This is a genomic window from Tardiphaga sp. 619_E2_N8_4, from assembly GCF_051810905.1.
Taxonomy (GTDB): Bacteria; Pseudomonadota; Alphaproteobacteria; order Rhizobiales; family Xanthobacteraceae; genus Tardiphaga; species Tardiphaga robiniae.
This window is the reverse complement of record NZ_JBPWQJ010000001.1, coordinates 4,297,679-4,315,490: the sequence shown is the minus strand read 5'-3', so window position 1 is coordinate 4,315,490 and position 17,812 is coordinate 4,297,679. Positions and strand designations below refer to the sequence as shown.

Genomic DNA, 17,812 nt, shown 5'->3' with positions numbered 1-17,812 from the left:
CGGGGAGTGATAGTGGATCGTCAGGTCGTCACTTCAGTGACGAGTTGATCGATGTGAACTTGCCATTGAGCTTGGTGCCCATACCGTTGATGACGGCAATGATGGCGAGGGCAATGCCGGCAGCAATCAGTCCATATTCGATGGCCGTGGCGCCGGTTTCGTCTGCGATAAATCGCTTGATGAGGTTTTTCATAGTGGTGCACGCTACGAAGCTCGTCTGAATCCGGGGTAAATATGTAAGCGTCGATCCCGGAAAAATGCGCGTGTTCTGAAGTGGTTGAACACAATCACGGTGCCATCTCACCGATCGCAAGAGGAACTTCTAGCGCGACGTGTGCGGTGCGAGCGACACCCGGCGTGCGGGCTGAAAACCCACATCCTCTGTTTACCATACCGGGGCTCTCCCCATTTCCGCCGCGATCCGGCTGCGATATATTCACCACTTGATGCGGAAGTGGGCTGCATCGGGATTTGGCCGTGGGGATGCCCGGAGATGGGCAGGCGGCCGCTGGAATGGTATTGGGGCGTATGGGGATTCGTGGGTCAAACCGACTCGGCCAGGCTGTTCAGGCAGCAGCGGCCATCAGCGCCTGTCTGGCGCTGGCCAATTGTTCCTCCTCCACCACCAGCTTCAGCCGCCTCGATCCGAAATATGGCGTCTCGAGCAGTCCTCGGGTCGTCGGGATGGGCGAGCCGGTTCCCAAGGGCGGCGGCACCTACCGTGTCGGCAAGCCCTACACCGTCGCCGGCAAGCTCTATGTGCCGGAAGAAAACATCAATTACCGCGCTGAAGGCATCGCCTCCTGGTATGGCGACGCGTTTCATGGCCGTCTGACAGCCAATGGCGAAGTGTTCGACATGGCCTCGCTCACCGCAGCCCATCCGACGCTGCCGATCCCGAGCTATGCCCGTGTGACCAACGTCTATAACGGCAAGTCGCTGATCGTGCGCGTCAACGATCGTGGCCCGTATCACGGCAACCGCCTGATCGACGTCTCGAACAAGGCCGCCGAACTGCTCGAATTCAAGGGTAACGGCACCGCCAAGGTTCGCGTCGAATATGTCGGCCGCGCGCCGCTGGAAGGGTCGGACGATCGCCAGCTCGTTGCCACGCTGCGCACCGGTGAACCGGCACCGTCGCCATCGCTGGTGCGCGTCGCCTCGGCGCGCTCTTTCGTGCCCGACATGCAGGGTGGTCGTGTTGTCTCGCGCGATGTTCCTCTGCCGGAGGGCCGCCCGTATTCGCTCGGCAATACTTCGGCCGATGTGGCGTCGATCCGTTCGACGTCGGAAATGTCGGCGTCGAGCCGCATGCGCACGGCGTCGGCGCCGCGCATGACCGAGAACCATCGCGCGGTGTCCTATGAGAGCAACGCCGCTTATGCTACGCCTGCCGAGCCGGATGACGGCACGGTCGATGCGCGTGGCGCCCAGGCGATCCTGTCCGGTCGCGGTCTCTACTAAGCCGGTTCGTCGTTCACGACCGACACCAGACGGGCGCAGCATAGCGCCCTGATCCGCGTTGCACCTTGCCGCGTTGTTTGCCATCGGCGATCCTGTTAAGACCTGAGCACTCAGGACAGCACATGGCATCTGGCTCTATCCCCTTGAAACGACCGCAATTCGCCGCGCGGAGCTGGCGAACGCTGCTGGCTGCCCTGGTGACGTTTGGCGTCGCCCTCGGCCCAACAGCGCAGGCTGCGAACCAGAGCGTTCAGGGTGCCAAGAAGGTCGTCGAGGACGGTGGCTACGACGCCGATGCGCCGACCGCGATCCTGATCGAGGCCGGCTCCGGCAGCGTGCTGTTCGAGAAGAATGCGGATGAGCTCCGCGCGCCCTCCAGCATGATGAAGCTGATGACCGTCGAACTGGTGTTCGACGCGCTGACCCGCGGCGACATCAAGCTCACGGACGAATACCGCGTCAGCGAGAATTCCTGGCGCAAGGGCGGCGCGCCGGCTGGCGCATCGACCATGTTCGCCGCGATTAACAGCCGCGTGCCCGTCGCCGATCTTTTGCGCGGGGCCATCATCCAGAGCGGCAACGACTCTTGCATGATCCTGGCGGAGGGCATTGCAGGCGGCGAGGCGGCCTTTGCCGAGAAGATGACGGCACGGGCGCGTGCGCTGGGCATGCCGAAATCCACCTTCGCCAATTCCAACGGTTTGCCGGACCCCGGCAACAAGATGACGGTGCGCGAGCTCGGCGTTCTCGCCCGTCATATCGTTCGCACCTATCCGGAATTCTACAAGCTGTTCGGCGAGCGCGAATTCACCTGGAACAAGATCCGCCAGCAGAACCGCAATCCGTTGCTGGCGACGCTGGACGGCGCTGACGGTTTCAAAACCGGCTACACCAAGGATGGTGGCTACGGCATGGTCGGCTCGGCCATCCGCGACGGCATGCGGCTGATCGTGGTGATCAACGGTCTGGACGATCCGGACGATCGTGCGACCGAGGCGAAGAAGCTGCTGGAGTGGGGTTTCAAGAATTTCGAGGCCCGCACGCTGTTCGCGGCCGACCAGACCGTCGGCTTCGCCAAGGTGTTTGGCGGCGAGAGCCGCTCGGTCGCGCTCTCGGCCAAGGAGCCAGTGAAGGTGATGGTGCAGAAAAACGGCAGCGACAAGCTGATCGCTCGCGTCGTCTATAAAGGCCCGGTGCGTGCACCCATTGAGCCCGGTCAGCCGGTTGGCGTGATCAAGGTCTGGCGCGGCGCCAATATCGCCGTCGAGACGCCGCTCTATACGGCGGCCGCCGTCGGCACGGGATCGACCATGCGGCGCGCCGTCGACGGCGCCGGTGAGCTGGTGATCGGACTGTTCCGCGCCGGCGCCGAGAAGCTCTGACATGACGGACACGCCCACGACACCGCCGCCGCGCGGTCGCTTCGTCAGTTTCGAGGGCGGCGAGGGCGCCGGCAAATCGACCCAGATCAAGATTCTGGCCGACCGGCTGGAGGCCGAAGGCAAGCGCGTCATCGTCACCCGCGAGCCCGGCGGTTCGCCCGGTGCCGAGATCATCCGCCATGTGGTGCTGTCGGGCATGGGCAAACTGCTCGGCCCCGAAGCCGAGACGCTGCTGTTTGCCGCGGCGCGCGACGACCATGTCCATGCGGTGATTGCGCCGGCGCTGGAGCAGGGCATCTGGGTGCTGTGTGATCGCTTCTCGGATTCGACGCGGGCCTATCAGGGCCGACTCGGGCATGTCTCGCCGGAACTGCTCAATGCGATGGAGCGCGTCACCATCGGACGGCTCAAACCGGATCTCACCGTCATTCTCGATATCCCGGTCTCGATCGGCATGCGACGCGCAGCAGCGCGGCGTGGCAATGATGTGCCCGATAGATTCGAGGCCGAGGGCATCGCCTTTCATCAGGGGCTGCGTGACGCGTTCCGGCAGATCGCAGCCGATGAACCGCAACGCTGCGTACTGATCGACGCCAATGCAGATCCCAAGATCGTATCGAACAATATCTGGGGCGTGTTGCGCCGACGCCTTCTAACGCCGTCGAACCACGAGGTCACTTCGGCATGAGCGCAAAGTCGTCCGAGCAAACGATCTCGGTTCCGCATCCGCGCGAGACGACCGCGCTGTTCGGTCATCAGGATGCCGAGGCCACGCTGCTCAACGCCTATCGCGGCGGCCGCATTCCGCATGCCTGGCTGATCGGCGGCCCGCAGGGCATCGGCAAAGCGACTTTAGCCTATCGCATGGCGCGTTTCGTACTGGCGCATCGCGATCCCGCATCACCGCAAGTGCAATCCGCAACATCGCTCGGTCTCGATCCGATGCATCCGATCGTGCGTCAGGTCGCCGCCGAATCCCATGGCGGGCTGCTGACGCTGGAACGTTCGCTCAACGACAAGGGCGTGATGCGCACGGTCATCACCGTCGATGAGACCCGGCAGACCGTATCGTTCTTCGGCTCGACCGCCGCTGTCGACGGCTGGCGTGTCTGCATCGTCGACACCGTCGATGAGCTGAACGCCAATGCTGCCAACGCGCTGCTGAAGGTGCTTGAAGAGCCGCCGTTGCGCTCGCTGTTCCTGCTGGTGACACATGCGCAGGCGCGCGTGTTGCCGACCATCCAGTCGCGCTGTCGCAAGCTGGCGCTGCGTCCGCTGTCCGTCGCCGACGTTACCCGCGCCACGTCGCAGGCCGCCGAGATCGAAACCAGCGATCCCTTGCTCAAAGAGGTCGCGGAAGCCTCGGAAGGCAGCGTGTCGCGCGCTCTGAATCTGCTCGGAGGCGGTGCGCTGAAACTGCACCAGCGCACCGCCTCGCTGCTGAATACGCTGCCCCATGTCGATCCGCGCGAGCTGCATGCGCTGGGGGATGCGCTGGGGACCAGCGACCGTGTCGCGCTCGGCGCCTTTGTCGACAGTGTCGACCGCTGGATCGGCGAGCGCATGCGGGCCGACGACGCCAATGCCAACGCCAATCTGCCCCGCCTTGCGCGGCTGGCGGAGGTATGGGAAAAGATCAACCGAGCCGCGCGCGAGACCGAATCCTACAATCTCGAGCGAAAACCGCTGGTTTTCTCGGTGTTTGGACTGCTCGCGGAAGCAACGCGCTGATCGCTGCGAGACTGGTTTCAGCCGATCCGCGCTTCACCAAGATCGTCTTATTCAAGGTCCGTAAAGTCAGCCATGACATCTGCAACCGATGCAACCCGACCGGCGTATTTTCTGACAACGCCGATCTTCTATCCCAATGGCGTGCCGCATATCGGTCATGCCTATACGGTCATGGCGACCGACACGATTGCCCGCTTCCAGAGGCTCGACGGTTATGACGTTCGTTTCCTGACCGGAACGGATGAGCATGGTCTGAAGATGCAGCAGACCGCCGTCAAGGAAGGCCTGACGCCGCTCGAACTGGCCGACCGGAATTCTGCGCGTTTTCGCGAGATGGATGCTGCGCTCAACATTTCCTATGACGACTACATTCGCACCACCGAGAAGCGCCATGAGCGCTCCGTTCAGGCGCTGTGGGTCGCGCTCGAGAAGGCCGGCGCCATCTATCTCGACAAATATGCCGGCTGGTACTCGGTGCGCCAGGAAGCCTATTTCGACGAAGCGGAAACGACGCTCGGCGACGATGGCGTGCGGCGCGAGCCGCTCGGCTCGCCGGTCGAGTGGACCGAAGAGGAAACCTATTTCTTCCGTCTGTCCGCCTACCAGGACAAGCTGCTCGATCTGTATGCGCGTGTTCCGGACTTCGTGTTGCCGCGCGAGCGGCTGAACGAAGTGACGAGCTTCGTGAAGGGCGGCCTGCAGGATCTGTCGATTTCGCGCACCACGTTCGACTGGGGCATCAAGGTGCCGGGTGCGCCCGGCCATGTGATGTATGTCTGGATCGATGCGCTGACCAACTACATCACGGCAGCCGGCTATCCGGATGTCGATGGCGACGACTTCAAACGCTATTGGCCTGCCAATCTGCACGTGATCGGCAAGGATATCGTTCGCTTTCACGCGGTGTACTGGCCTGCATTCCTGATGGCGGCAGGCGTCGACGTCCCGCATCGCGTCTTCAGTCACGGATTTCTTCTCAACCGTGGTGAGAAGATGTCGAAGTCGGTCGGTAACGTGGTCGATCCGATCGGTATGGCGCAGCAATATGGCGTCGATCAGATGCGCTATTTCTTCATGCGTGAAGTCTCGTTCGGGCAGGACGGCAGCTACAATCACGAAGCCATCGTCAATCGCACCAATGCCGACCTCGCCAATGATCTCGGCAATCTCGCGCAGCGCTCGCTGTCGATGATCGCCAAGCAGTATGGCGGCGTGCTGCCGGAGCCCGGCGACTTCAGCGACAACGACAAGGCCATCCTGGCGCAGGCCGACGGCATGCTGGAGCTCGCGCGCACCGCGATGGCGACGCAGCAGATCCATCAGGCGCTGAATGCGGTCTGGGCCGTGGTGGCCGAAGCCAACCGCTATTTCGCGGGCGAGGCGCCGTGGGCGCTCGCCAAGACCGATCCGAAGAAGCAGGCCACGGTGCTCTACGTGACCGCCGAAGTCGTGCGGCAGGTCGCCATCCTGGCGCAGCCGGTGATGCCCGCGTCCTGCGCCAAGCTGCTCGACGTGCTTGGCATCCCCGATGGCGAACGCGACTTCACGGCATTGGCCAACCGCATCAAGGCTGGTACGCAACTGCCGACACCGACCGGCGTATTCCCGCGCTATGTCGAACCGCCGGCGGCGAGCTGAGTTGACGTGATGCTGGTTGATAGTCACTGCCATCTGGACTTTCCCGATTTCGCCGAGGACCTCGACGGCATCGTCGCGCGCGCTGAAGCCGCAGGCGTCGGCAAGCTCGTGACCATCTCGACGCGGGTACGCCGGCTCCCGGCACTGCTCGCCATCGCGGAGCGCTTTCCGAATGTCTATTGCTCGGTCGGCACCCATCCGCACAATGCTGACGAGGAAGACGGTATCTCTGCGGATGAGCTGATCGAACTGACAAAGCATCCGAAGGTCATCGCGCTCGGCGAAGCGGGTCTCGATAACTTCTACGAACACGGCTCATCAGGCGCGCAGGAGCGCGGCTTCCGCGCCCATATCGCCGCGGCGCGTGCGACCGGTCTGCCGCTGGTGATCCATACCCGCGAGGCGGACGAGCAGTGCGGCGCCATTCTCGCAGACGAGATGGCGAAGGGCGCGTTCAAGGCAGTGCTGCATTGCTACACCGGCGGACGGGAGCTGGCGATGAAGGCCATCGGCATGGGCCTGTCGATCTCCTTCACGGGCATCATCACGTTCAAGAAATCGCAGGAGCTGCGCGATCTCGCGGCTGAGCTTCCCGCCGACCGCATCATGGTCGAAACCGACGCGCCATATCTGGCGCCCGGCAAATGGCGCGGCAAGCGCAACGAGCCGTCTTATGTGGTCGAGACGGCGAAGGTGCTTGCGGAAACCCGCGGCGTGTCGCTCGAAGAACTGTCGCGGCAGACCACCGAAAACTTCTTCCGCCTGTTCAGCAAGGCATCCGCCGAGAGCGCGTCTGGCACTGGCGTGCCGGCATGACGCTGGTGCTTACCATTCTCGGATCGGGATCCTCGGCGGGTGTGCCGCGCCCGGCGCTGGGCTGGGGTGCCTGCGATCCCGCCAATCCCAGGAATCGTCGCCGCCGCTGCTCGATGATGGCGGAGCGGAGCGGGCCTGAGGGCGTCACGCGCGTGGTCATCGACACCTCGCCGGACCTGCGCGAGCAATTGATCGACGCTGATGTCGATGACATCGATGCGGTGTTCCTGACGCATGAGCATGCGGATCAGACCCACGGCATGGACGACCTCCGTTCAGTGGTGCTGAAGCGCCGCAAGCGTATTCCGGTCTATATGAACGCCTCGACGGCGACGGATATCATGCTGCGCTTCGGTTACTGCTTTCAGTCGCCTCCCGGCAGCGACTATCCGCCGATCCTCGATCGCCTCAGCATCGAGGCTGGTGAGAGCCGAACCATCACGGGAAAGGGCGGCGACCTGACGCTGACGCCGTTCCTGGTCCAGCATGGCAACATCCCGGCGCTGGGCTACCGGATCGGCAACACCGCCTATACGCCTGATCTCAACGACATCCCGGAAGAAAGCTGGCCGGCGCTCGCAGGTCTCGACCTCTGGATCGTCGACGGGCTGCGCTACACACAGCATCCTAGCCATTTCAGCATCAGTGATGCGCTGCGCTGGCGCGACCGCTTCAAGCCGAAGCGGACGGTGATCACCAATATGACGGCGGATGTGGATTACGAGGCGGTCAAGGCGATGCTGCCGGAGAGTGTGATCCCTGCCTATGACGGGATCAGGCTGACGCTGGAGTAACTTGAGCAGCGAGTTTTTTCATTGCTGCATTTTCAAAGGTCACGTCACCGGCCTCTCGACCATGCAAAGCTATCTCTGCGGCGATTGAGCGACCGATAATTCGCTGATCAATATTGCCAAACCGACCAGGCACGAGACGTCCCAGCCAACCGACCCAGGCCGGGGTATGCGCATTGCCGACAATGATGCCGGGGCGGAAGATGGCGAGGCGGGTAAAACCGACCTTGCGCACGGTGTCTTCCTTTATGCCCATGACGCGGACGTAGCGAAACCGGCTTTGGGCTGTGCTTCCTACTGCAGACAGCAGGCAGAACTGGGCGATGCCGGCGTCACGGCAGCCACGCGCAAAGGCGCCGACAACGCCGAGTTCAAGGCGCTTCAGCTCCTCTTCGCTCCAGCGCATCGAGCCGGAACCGACACCCACACAACTCACGGCGCTGGCGGGCCACTGGCTTAAAACTTCACGGGCTAGGGCGGCAGTGCGTTCGGCAAAGTCAGCAGCGCCGGTATCAAGAACGACGTTGCGCACGCGCGATCGCGCGGCAATGGGTTTCCTGGTGATCATCACCACTTCGCGGCATTCGAGAATTGCCAGCAGCTCGGTGACGACTGCACCACCGACTTGCCCGGTACCGCCGAGAATGATTGCGGCGAAGTTCTGCGTCATGGATGCGACCTCTTGGTAGCGCCAAACTGTCGTTCCGGGGCGCTCGCCGGCGGCGAGCGAACCCGGAATCTCGATGTCGCTTGGCTCCACGGAGACTCCCATGTCGAGGTTCCGGGTTCGCTACCGCCTGACGGCGTCCGCGCCCCGGAACGACGAGTTTATGCGCTAAACGACCCCGTCGACTTCACCTGATCCCGCAGCAGGAACTTCTGGATCTTGCCTGTCGACGTCTTCGGGATCACACCGAACACCACCGCTTTCGGCGTCTTGAAGCCCGGCATCTGCGCGCGGCAGAACGCGATGATGTCGGCTTCCGTCGCCTCGGCATTGGTCTTCAGCTCGACGAAGGCGCACGGCACTTCGCCCCATTTCGCATCGGGCTTGGCGACCACGGCCGCGAACAGCACAGCCGGGTGTTTGTAGAGTACGTCCTCGACTTCCACCGACGAGATGTTCTCGCCGCCGGAGATGATGATGTCCTTGGAGCGGTCCTTGATGGTCACGTAGCCGGCAGCGTCGAGCACGCCGAGATCGCCGGTGTGGAACCAGCCGCCTTCGAAGGCCTCCTTGGTGGCCTTCTCGTTCTTCAGATAGCCCTTCATCACGATATTGCCCCGGAACATGACCTCGCCAATGGTCTCGCCGTCGCGCGGCACTTCCAGCATCGTTTCGGGATCGATCACCGTCACGGCTTCCTGCAGGTGATAGGGCACGCCCTGGCGGCGCTTCAGGTTGGCACGTTCATCCGCGGGCAGGGCGTCCCAGCCGGGCTGCTCGGCGCAGACCGAGGCGGGGCCATAGACCTCGGTCAGGCCGTAAACATGGGTCAGCTTGATGCCGATCTTCTCGGCGCCCGACAAAACGGCCATCGGCGGCGGCGCGCCGGCGATCGAGCCTTGCACCAGAGGTCCGCCGGAATAAACCGGCGCATCGGGCGCATTGATCAGCGTGTTGTAGACGATCGGCGCGCCTGACATGTGGGTGACGACATGCTCGCGCATCAGCGCGAAGATCTTGGTCGGGTCGACCTTGCGCAGGCAGACATTGACGCCGGCACTCGCCGCGACCGTCCAGGGGAAGCACCAGCCATTGCAGTGGAACATCGGCAGGGTCCAGAGATAGACCGGATGCTGGCCGAGACCGGCGGCAAGAATATTGGAGACTGCGTTCAGGTAAGCGCCGCGATGATGTGTCACCACGCCCTTCGGATTGCCTGTGGTCCCCGAGGTGTAGCCGAGCGCGATGGCGTCCCATTCATCGAGCGGGAAGGCGCTGGAGAAATCGGGACTGCCTTCGGCGAGGGCGGCTTCATATTCGAGTTCGCCGATCCGCTGGCCGCCGGCGAAGGAGACGTCGTCGACATCGATCACGGTCGGCTTCGGCCCGGTCATGAGGCCGAGGGCCTCGGTGATCACGCCCGAGAATTCCGGATCGACCAGCAGCAGCCTGGCGCCGCCATGGTCAAGCTGGAACGCGATGGCCGCGGGGTCGAGCCGGATATTCAGGGCGTTGAGGACGGCACCGGTCATCGGCACCGCGAAGTGCGCTTCGTTCATCGCGGGCAGGTTCGGCAGCATCGCCGCGACGGTGTCACCGCGCCCAATGCCCCGCCCGGTCAGGAACGATGCAAAGCGCCGGCAGCGTTCATAGGTTTGCGCCCAAGTGAAACGGCGTCCCTCATAGACCGTGCTGGTGAGGTCTGGATAAACCGCCGCGCTGCGTTTGAGAAAGCTCAGCGGCGACAGCGGCACGAAGTTGGCCGGAGTCTGGTCGAGGCCGACGCTATAGGCGCCCTGATCTGGGATCATTTTTAAGACTCCTATATGTAGTTCAGTAGGTTATGTAAGATATTTCATGTATCAGGTTATCACAGAAATGATCTTCCAAAATTACGCGAGGTGATGACCGTAACCTTCTGAAAGAACCTATCTTAAAGGAATCCGATCGATATCCATGGGAAGATTGCCACGATGATCAGGCCGATCAGCAGCGCCAGCAGATAGCCGAGGATCGGCCGGATGCCTTCCGCGGGATCAACACGGCCGATGGCGCAGGCGGCATAATAGCCCACCCCGAAGGGCGGCGCGAACAGTCCGATGCCCATGGCGAGGATGACGACCATCGCATAGTGGACCTCGTGGACGCCGACCAGCCGCGCGATCGGGAACAGCAGCGGCCCGAACAGCACGATGGCGGGGATGCCTTCGAGCACGCTGCCGAGGATCACAAAGGCCACGATGGAGACCGCGATGAAGGTCGCACCGCCGCCCGGCAGGCCCGTCATGGCCGCCGCCAGCGAACGCGAGAAGCCGGACTGGGTCAGGCCCCAGGCCATGCCGGTCGCGGTTCCGATGATCAGCAGGATTGCGCCGGAGAGGCAGGCCGTATCGACCAGCATCGGCTTCAGCCGGTTCCAGTCGAACTGACGATAGATCAACAGGCCCGCGAGCACGGCATAGACGATGCCGATGGTGGAGACCTCCGTGGCGGTCGCCACACCCTCGACCACGGCAGCGCGGATCACGAAGGGCAGCGCGATGGCCGGCACCGAGATGATGAAAGCTTTGAAGATGTCGCGCCCGGAAGCCCGTTTGACGTGGCTGAGGTCTTCGCCGCGATAGCGCCACCACACCAGCACGCCCAGCGTGATCGCCAGCACGACACCCGGCAGCAGGCCGCCGGTGAACAGCGCCGAGATCGAGACGCCAGTCACTGAGCCGATGGTGATCAGCACCAGGCTCGGAGGAATGGTTTCGGTCTGTGCGCCGGTCGCCGAAAGCAGGGCGACGAGATCGCCCGGCTTGGCGCCGCGCGCCTTCATTTCAGGGAACAGCACCGGCGCCACGGCGGCCATGTCGGCAGCCTTGGAGCCGGAAATGCCGGAGACGAGGTACATGGCGCCGATCAGCACGTAATGCAGGCCGCCGCGGACATGGCCGAGCAGGCTGGCAAGGAACGCCACCATGGCGCGGGCCATGCCGGTCATCTCGATCAGCAAGCCCAGGAACACGAATAGCGGGACAGACAGCAGGATGAGATGGCTCATGCCCTCGTCCATGCGGCCGACCAGCACCATCATCGGCGTGCGCGTCGTCAGTGCCATATAGCCGAAGATCGCGAGGCCAAAACCGAAGGCAATCGGCACGCCGGCGAATACGCACAGCGCCACGACGCCGACGAAGAAGATGATCAGGTTGAGATTGCCGAGCGTGCGCAACAGCGGCTCGGCGAGCCAGAACAGACCAATGATCGCCACCACGGTACCCAGCGCCGTCAGCACGGTGCGGACCTGGCCGTAGCGCAGCAGCCGCAGCAGCGCGAAGACGATCATCAGCGAGATGCCGACCGGCAGCGCGGCCGCGCGAAAGCTGTTGGCGATCTGCAGTGCCGGCGTCGTGATGTAGCTCTCCTCATAGGCGTATTCGAAGGACGGAGCGACGATCATCAGGAGAAACGCGAGCGCCGCACAGGTCCCGACGACGTCGAGAAACGCCCACATCCGCGGACCGGCCGACGCCACCAGCGCAGTCATCCGCATATGCTCGCCGCGCCGGAACGCCACGGCGGAGCCGAGCATCGCCAGCCACAGGAACAGGATCGAGGACAGTTCGTCCGACCAGATCAGCGGACGGTGGAAGCCGTAACGGGCCACCACGCCGATAAACAGGATGATCACCTCCGCCACCACCAACAGCGCCGCGGGAATCTCGACCAGATGGCCGAGGGTGCGGTCGATGGATGTCAGGATGGCGTCGCGGCGGGAGAGGGGGACCCCCTCCACGCTGGACGCCCCGCTTTCGAGGGCGGAGATGTCATGCACGGCCATAATGGTTCCGATCAGCCGAGCTTGCCGACAGCTTTCTCGAGGATGGCCCAGGCTTCGTCGCCATACTTGCCCTGCCATTCCTTGTAGAAGCCGGCCGACTTCAGCTTGTCGCGGAACGGGCCGGGCTCGAGCTCATTGAAGGCCAGCCCCTTGGATTCCAGTTCGCCGCGCAGGCCGGCGTTGAGCTTGGCGACGTCCTCGCGCTCCTTCATGCCGGCGGCATTGATGTTCTTGGCAACGATGTCGCGTAGATCGGCCGGCAGCTTCTCCCAGGCACGACGGTTGGCCAGGAACCAGTAGCCGTCCCACATGTGGTTGGTCAGCGAGCAGAATTTCTGCACTTCGTAGAACTTCGCCGTCGAGATGATCGCCAGCGGATTTTCCTGGCCTTCGACGACCTTGGTCTGCATCGCCGAATAGACTTCGCTGATATTGATCGAGGCGGGCGCACTGTCGAACGCCTTGAACATCGAGGTCCACAGCGGCGACACCGGCACGCGGATCTTGAAGCCCTTCAGATCGTCCGGGCTCTTGATCGGCTTCGTGGACGAGGTGATTTCGCGAAAACCGTTGTCCCAGATCTTGTCCATGACCACGAGATTGGCCTTGGTGATTTCCTTGCGGATATAGGCGCCGAGATCGCCGTCCATGGCCTTCCAGACCGTGTCGTAATTCGGGAAAGCGAAGCCGATGCCGTTGATCGAGGCGGCCGGCACCAAAGTGGCCAGGATCAGGCCGGACAGCGTGAAGAACTCGACGCCGCCGGAGCGGATCTGGCTCAACATGTCGGTGTCGGAGCCGAGCTGGTTGTTGGGGAATACCTGCAGGTCGACCTTGCCGTTGGTCTCGGTCTTGATCGCCGCCGACATCTCGCGGGCGCGGATGTTCATCGGATGCGTATCGGGCAGGTTATTCGCGTATTTGTAGACGTATTCGGCCTGCTGCGCGCGCGCGATGAACGGCATGCTGACGCCGCCAAATGCAGTCGCGGCGGCCGATGCCTTCAACAATGTCCGGCGTGAAATCGTCATTTTGTTTCTCCCAACCACTTCTTTGTTTGCCTTTGTGAGGCCCAAGGGCCCTTGCCGTCTGGTCATCATGCCCGGGCTGCCCGGTCAAGCCTTTTCGCCGTGCGACCAAAGGCCAAGGCCCAATAGAGGGCGCCCGCGCACGGCTTTTGCGCCGCGCGAATTTGTGGGAAGCATCGCGCGACTGAAGCCGCCGGCAGCCAGGACCGGTGGAGGAAACGCAAGGACAGCATATGAATAGGGATCACGGCGTAGCGATCATCACCGGCGGCGCATCGGGAATCGGTTTGGCGATCGCTAAGGCGGCCGTGGGTGAGGGCTGGAAAGTGCTGCTTGCCGACCTCACCCAGCCTGCTCTGGATGCCGCCAAGGCCCAGGTCGACGCCATCAAAGCCGGTGTGACCAAAACCGTCGTGATGGATGTGGCCAATGAAGACGCCGTGATTGCCGGCCTGAAGGACTGCGAAGCCGGTTTCGGCCCGGTGCGCGGTCTGGTGAATTCTGCGGGTATCGGCCGTCAGGTGCCGTTCTTCGAGACCTCGGTGAAACTGTTTCGCGAGATCCTCGACATCAATCTGGTCGGCACCTTTGCCGTTGCCAAGGAAGCTGCGCGGCTGATGAAGGCGCATGGCGGCGGCGCCATCGTGAATGTGGCGTCGGTGTCGGGGCTGCGCGGCAATATCGAGCGCTCGGCCTATGGCGCGTCCAAAGGCGGCGTCGTCACGCTGACCCAGGTGATGGCCTGCGAACTGGCGCCGTTGAAGATCCGCGTCAACGCCATTGCGCCGGGCCCGTTCGAGACGCCCATGGTGCAGGAGATGCATACGGTGGCAACGCGGGAAGGCTGGATGCAGGTGGTGCCGCAGCGACGTTACGCCGAGCCGGAGGAGGTCGCTGGTGCCGCGATGTTCCTGCTGGATGACAGCAAGTCGAGCTTCGTCACCGGCCACATTCTCAATGTCGATGGCGGCTTCGCCGCGCATGGGTTGCTGCCGAAATATCCGTAGCAAGAAACTCGTCATTCCGGGGCGCGGGCGCACTTTCGCGCACGCGAACCTGGAATCTCATTGTGAGTCACACTTCGAGGTTCCGGGTTCGCCCGCGGCTGTCGCCGCATGCGCCCCGGAACGACGAGTTATGGGCCCTTCGCCGCGATCAGCGCCTTCATCCGCTCGGCATCTGCAGCCGTCGCCGGCGTATAGACCACCATGCCCAAATTCGGCTGGCCGTCGACCGAAAATGTCGAATAGCTCATCGTGAATGGCCCGACGACGGGATGGTTCACATGCTTGCGGCCTTCGCCGTAACTGCCGACATCGTTGTCATGCCACATGGCTGCGAAGTCGGGGCTGATGCGGCAGAGCTCGTCGATCAATGTCTGGGCGCGCTGCGACGCGCCGCTGCGCGTGATGTCGGCGCGAAATGCCGCCACGGCGAAACGTGCATCATTCTCCCAGTCCGGCATCTTGGCGCGGACATTCGGACGACAGAACAGGATGCGCAGGACGTTGCGGTCTTCGGGCGCGATGTTCGGATAGTCGCCAAGCACGGCCAGTGCCGCACGATTCCAGGCCACGATGTCCCAGGTCGCATTGCGCACGACGGCAGCGCTGAACTCCATCGAATCCAACACGCGCTGCAGCGTCGGTGTGACGATATCGGACGGCGCAAAGCGCACCTCGGGTAGCCGGTGCTGCGCCAGCAGAAACAGATGCTCGCGCTCGACTGTCGATAATTCCAGTGCGCGTGAAATCCGGTCGAGCACATCGGCCGATGGCGCGCCGCCGCGTCCTTGTTCCAGCCATGTGTACCAGGTGGCGCTGACATTGGCGCGCTGCGCGACTTCCTCGCGCCGCAGGCCCGGCGTGCGGCGTCGCTCGGACGAAAAACCGAACGCCACGGGATCGAGCCTGGCGCGGCGATCCCTGAGATAAGCGCCCAGCGGATTGGAGCCAGAGCCGGAGGTTGTTTCGGTGACCGTCATGCTCAGCCTGTTAGTCGCCATACCCGTATAACGTCACGGCTTCACGCACTGTACCGCAGGACCGATACATCCGCGCATTCACGAGAGGAATATCACATGCGTGTCTTCGTTACCGGTGCTTCGGGCTTTGTCGGATCTGCGGTGGTTCAGGAATTGATCGGCGCCGGTCATCAGGTGCTCGGTCTCGCGCGCTCGGATGCATCTGCCAAGGGGCTGGCCGACGCTGGTGCCCAGATCCATCGCGGCGATCTGGAAGATCTGGACAGCCTGCGGTCCGGGGCTGCCAATTCAGACGGCGTGATCCATACGGCCTTCATCCACGACTTCTCGAAATTCAAGGAAAACTGCGCGATCGACGCACGCGCCATCGAGACGCTTGGCGATGTGCTGGCGGGCTCCGAGCGGCCCTTGATCGTGACCTCCGGCATGGCCTTCATCGCGCCTGGATGTCTGGCGACCGAAGACATGGGCCCGTCGAGCGCGTCGCCAAGCCCACGTGTATCGGAGCAGGTCGCCGAACGTCTGGCGGCACGCGGCGTGCGTAGTTCGTCGGTCCGGCTGCCGCCATCGGTCCATGGCGATGGCGACCATGGCTTCGTGCCGATGCTGATCAATATCGCGCGGGAGAAGGGCGCCTCGGCCTACTTCGGCGACGGTCTCAACCGCTGGCCCGCCGCACATCGGCTGGACGTCGCCCGGCTCTACAGGCTCGTCCTCGAGCACGGTTCCGCCGACATTCGGTATCACGCCAGCGCCGAACGAGGCGTCGTATTCCGTGAGATAGCCGAGGTCATCGGTCGGCACCTGAACCTGCCAATCGTCTCGAAATCGCCGGCTGAAGCCGCCGATCACTTCGGCTGGTTCGCAGGCTTCGCATCGATGGATGCGCCGGCATCCAGCGACTGGACACAACAGCAGTTGGGGTGGCGACCGACGCAGTCAGGATTGATCCCGGACCTCGATCACGTCAGATACTTCGGCAACTGAAGATGCAATGATGCGGGAGTACAAACCGGCTCGAATGACAGCTCGATCAACCGGATATCGCAACAATTTGAGCTAAGTCTCTGGGATCGCTGTGAGATAATATATTCCATAATATACCTTATGCGAATCCGAGATATTGGCGTGTGGTCCCAGTTTCGATTCTCTTAAAGCCGCACCCAGGCCACGCTCCCGCTATTTCCTGATCGCGTCGTAGACCAGCGTCTTCAGGATCGGCTGGATGCGGCCGCGCTGGGTCGGCGTCTGCACCATCAGGATCATCACCATGTCCTGATCCGGATAGGTCCAGAAGTAAGTCCCGGCGGCGCCGCCCCAGGCCATCTCGCCGACGAAACCCGGTACGCCGTCTTCGCCGGGTCCGGTGCGAACACCGAAGCCGAGGCCGTAACCGAAACCGGCGCCGGGATAGTAATAGGCCCAGGGCTTCACGTCGCTGGCCGGTGCGACCTGGTTCTGGCGCATCAGCTGAACCGACTCGGGCTTGAGGATTCGGACGCCGTCAAGCGTGCCGCCATTGATCAGCATCTGCAGGAAGCGCGCGTAATCGCCCGTGGTCGAGACGAGGCCGCCTCCTCCGGATTCCCATTTCCGCTTCAGCGTGGGATCGCTGATGGTCTCGTTGCCGATGATGCGGTCAGTTGGCATCGGCTGCGCAATGCGCGGCGCTTTGGCGGGATCGAGCACGTAATAGCCGGTGTCGGTCATGCCTAGCGGATCGAACAGATACTGCTTCTGAAAATCGTACAGCGACTGGCCCGAGGCGATCTCTATGATGCGGCCGAGCAAATCGGTCGAATGGCCGTAATCCCAGACTGTGGCCGGCTGATAGGCCAGCGGCAGTTTCGCAAGCCGCGCCGCGAAATCGGCATTGTCGAAATCGCCGTCGAACAGGCCTGCATCGAGATAAAGCTGCGTGATCAGCCCGAGATTGGTGAAGGCCGAACTGATGCCGGACGACTGCCGCATCAGGTCGAGCACGGTGATGGGCTTCAGCGCCGGTGTGAAGTCGAGATAGGGTTTGCCGCTGGCATCCGTGCGCTCGGTCGCGACCTGCGGATGGGCGAAAGACGGAATGAACTTGGCGATCGGATCGTCGAGTCTGAGCTTGCCCTGCTCGACCAAAATCATCGCTGCGACCGATGTCACCGGCTTCGACATCGAATACAGCCGGAAGATCGTGTCCGTCGTCATCGGCGCCATGGTCGCGGGATCGCGGACGCCAAAGCCCTCATAATAGACCGGCTTGCCGCGGTGCTGGATCAGCATGATCGCGCCGGCGAGATGGCCCTGACCAACCTCGCGGTCGAGCATGTCGGAGACGCGGTTCAGGCCGTCCTGCGAAAAGCTGTTGAGGTCAGGCTTGTCGGTCAGCAGGCTGGTGCCTGCCAAAGCGGGCGTGACCAGCGCTGCGGCGATGGTGAGGACGGACAGGAAGTCGCAAGATCGTCGCAAGATTGACACTGGATTTCCGCAAGCG

General features: G+C 62.9%; 16 protein-coding genes. 9 read left to right on the top strand and 7 right to left on the bottom strand.

The window, feature by feature from the left end; genetic code table 11:
- Positions 1-28 precede the first annotated feature (28 nt).
- Positions 29-193, bottom strand: a complete 165-nt coding sequence (locus AB8A23_RS20750) for a Flp family type IVb pilin (RefSeq protein WP_089264337.1) — start codon at positions 191-193, stop codon at positions 29-31.
- Between the two features lie 335 nt (positions 194-528).
- Here AB8A23_RS20750 and AB8A23_RS20745 point away from each other — a divergent pair, with 335 nt between their 5' ends.
- The 7 genes from AB8A23_RS20745 (at position 529) to AB8A23_RS20715 (ending at position 7,825) form a co-directional block, all read left to right on the top strand.
- Complete coding sequence (locus AB8A23_RS20745; RefSeq protein ID WP_439060485.1) at positions 529-1,464, top strand: septal ring lytic transglycosylase RlpA family protein; 936 nt, start codon at positions 529-531, stop codon at positions 1,462-1,464.
- Between the two features lie 122 nt (positions 1,465-1,586).
- Positions 1,587-2,846, top strand: coding sequence for a D-alanyl-D-alanine carboxypeptidase family protein (locus AB8A23_RS20740; protein ID WP_439058371.1), 1,260 nt, complete (start codon positions 1,587-1,589; stop codon positions 2,844-2,846).
- A 1-nt stretch (position 2,847) separates the two neighbouring features.
- Entirely contained in the window at positions 2,848-3,534 is a 687-nt protein-coding gene (gene tmk / locus AB8A23_RS20735; protein WP_439058372.1) for a dTMP kinase, read from the top strand.
- On the top strand, positions 3,531-4,577 hold the full coding sequence (locus AB8A23_RS20730) for a DNA polymerase III subunit delta' (RefSeq protein WP_115028791.1): 1,047 nt from the start codon (positions 3,531-3,533) through the stop codon (positions 4,575-4,577). Before tmk ends, AB8A23_RS20730 begins: the two co-directional genes overlap by 4 nt.
- A 72-nt stretch (positions 4,578-4,649) precedes the next feature.
- Positions 4,650-6,215, top strand: a complete 1,566-nt coding sequence (metG, locus tag AB8A23_RS20725; RefSeq protein ID WP_439058373.1) for a methionine--tRNA ligase — start codon at positions 4,650-4,652, stop codon at positions 6,213-6,215.
- A gap of 9 nt (positions 6,216-6,224) precedes the next feature.
- Positions 6,225-7,031, top strand: coding sequence for a TatD family hydrolase (locus tag AB8A23_RS20720; protein WP_439058374.1), 807 nt, complete (start codon positions 6,225-6,227; stop codon positions 7,029-7,031).
- Complete coding sequence (locus AB8A23_RS20715; protein ID WP_439058375.1) at positions 7,028-7,825, top strand: MBL fold metallo-hydrolase; 798 nt, start codon at positions 7,028-7,030, stop codon at positions 7,823-7,825. Before AB8A23_RS20720 ends, AB8A23_RS20715 begins: the two co-directional genes overlap by 4 nt.
- Here the strand turns inward: AB8A23_RS20715 and AB8A23_RS20710 are convergent.
- The 4 genes from AB8A23_RS20710 to AB8A23_RS20695 form a co-directional block, all read right to left on the bottom strand.
- The gene (locus tag AB8A23_RS20710; protein ID WP_439058376.1) at positions 7,806-8,594 is read right to left on the bottom strand and encodes a hypothetical protein; all 789 of its coding nucleotides are present in this window, start codon (positions 8,592-8,594) and stop codon (positions 7,806-7,808) included. The two genes, AB8A23_RS20715 and AB8A23_RS20710, sit on opposite strands and share 20 nt — an antisense overlap.
- 56 nt (positions 8,595-8,650) lie before the next feature.
- Positions 8,651-10,300 (bottom strand): acyl-CoA synthetase, encoded by a 1,650-nt coding sequence (locus tag AB8A23_RS20705; RefSeq protein ID WP_439058377.1) that lies wholly within the window; start codon positions 10,298-10,300, stop codon positions 8,651-8,653.
- A gap of 122 nt (positions 10,301-10,422) precedes the next feature.
- A complete protein-coding gene (locus AB8A23_RS20700) occupies positions 10,423-12,318 on the bottom strand; it encodes a TRAP transporter large permease (RefSeq protein ID WP_439058378.1) in 1,896 nt (631 codons plus the stop codon).
- 11 nt (positions 12,319-12,329) lie between these two features.
- Positions 12,330-13,349, bottom strand: coding sequence for a TRAP transporter substrate-binding protein (locus tag AB8A23_RS20695; protein ID WP_439058379.1), 1,020 nt, complete (start codon positions 13,347-13,349; stop codon positions 12,330-12,332).
- 230 nt (positions 13,350-13,579) lie between these two features.
- Between AB8A23_RS20695 and AB8A23_RS20690 the strand changes: the two genes are divergently transcribed.
- Complete coding sequence (locus AB8A23_RS20690; protein ID WP_231080687.1) at positions 13,580-14,353, top strand: SDR family NAD(P)-dependent oxidoreductase; 774 nt, start codon at positions 13,580-13,582, stop codon at positions 14,351-14,353.
- A gap of 128 nt (positions 14,354-14,481) precedes the next feature.
- Here AB8A23_RS20690 and AB8A23_RS20685 read toward each other — a convergent pair whose 3' ends face one another.
- Positions 14,482-15,330, bottom strand: a complete 849-nt coding sequence (locus tag AB8A23_RS20685; protein ID WP_439058380.1) for a helix-turn-helix transcriptional regulator — start codon at positions 15,328-15,330, stop codon at positions 14,482-14,484.
- A gap of 96 nt (positions 15,331-15,426) precedes the next feature.
- On the opposite strand from AB8A23_RS20685, the gene AB8A23_RS20680 reads away from it, so the two are divergent.
- Positions 15,427-16,317 (top strand): SDR family oxidoreductase, encoded by an 891-nt coding sequence (locus AB8A23_RS20680; protein WP_439058381.1) that lies wholly within the window; start codon positions 15,427-15,429, stop codon positions 16,315-16,317.
- Between the two features lie 192 nt (positions 16,318-16,509).
- Here AB8A23_RS20680 and AB8A23_RS20675 read toward each other — a convergent pair whose 3' ends face one another.
- Complete coding sequence (locus tag AB8A23_RS20675; RefSeq protein ID WP_439058382.1) at positions 16,510-17,787, bottom strand: serine hydrolase domain-containing protein; 1,278 nt, start codon at positions 17,785-17,787, stop codon at positions 16,510-16,512.
- Between the last annotated feature and the right edge of the window lie 25 nt (positions 17,788-17,812).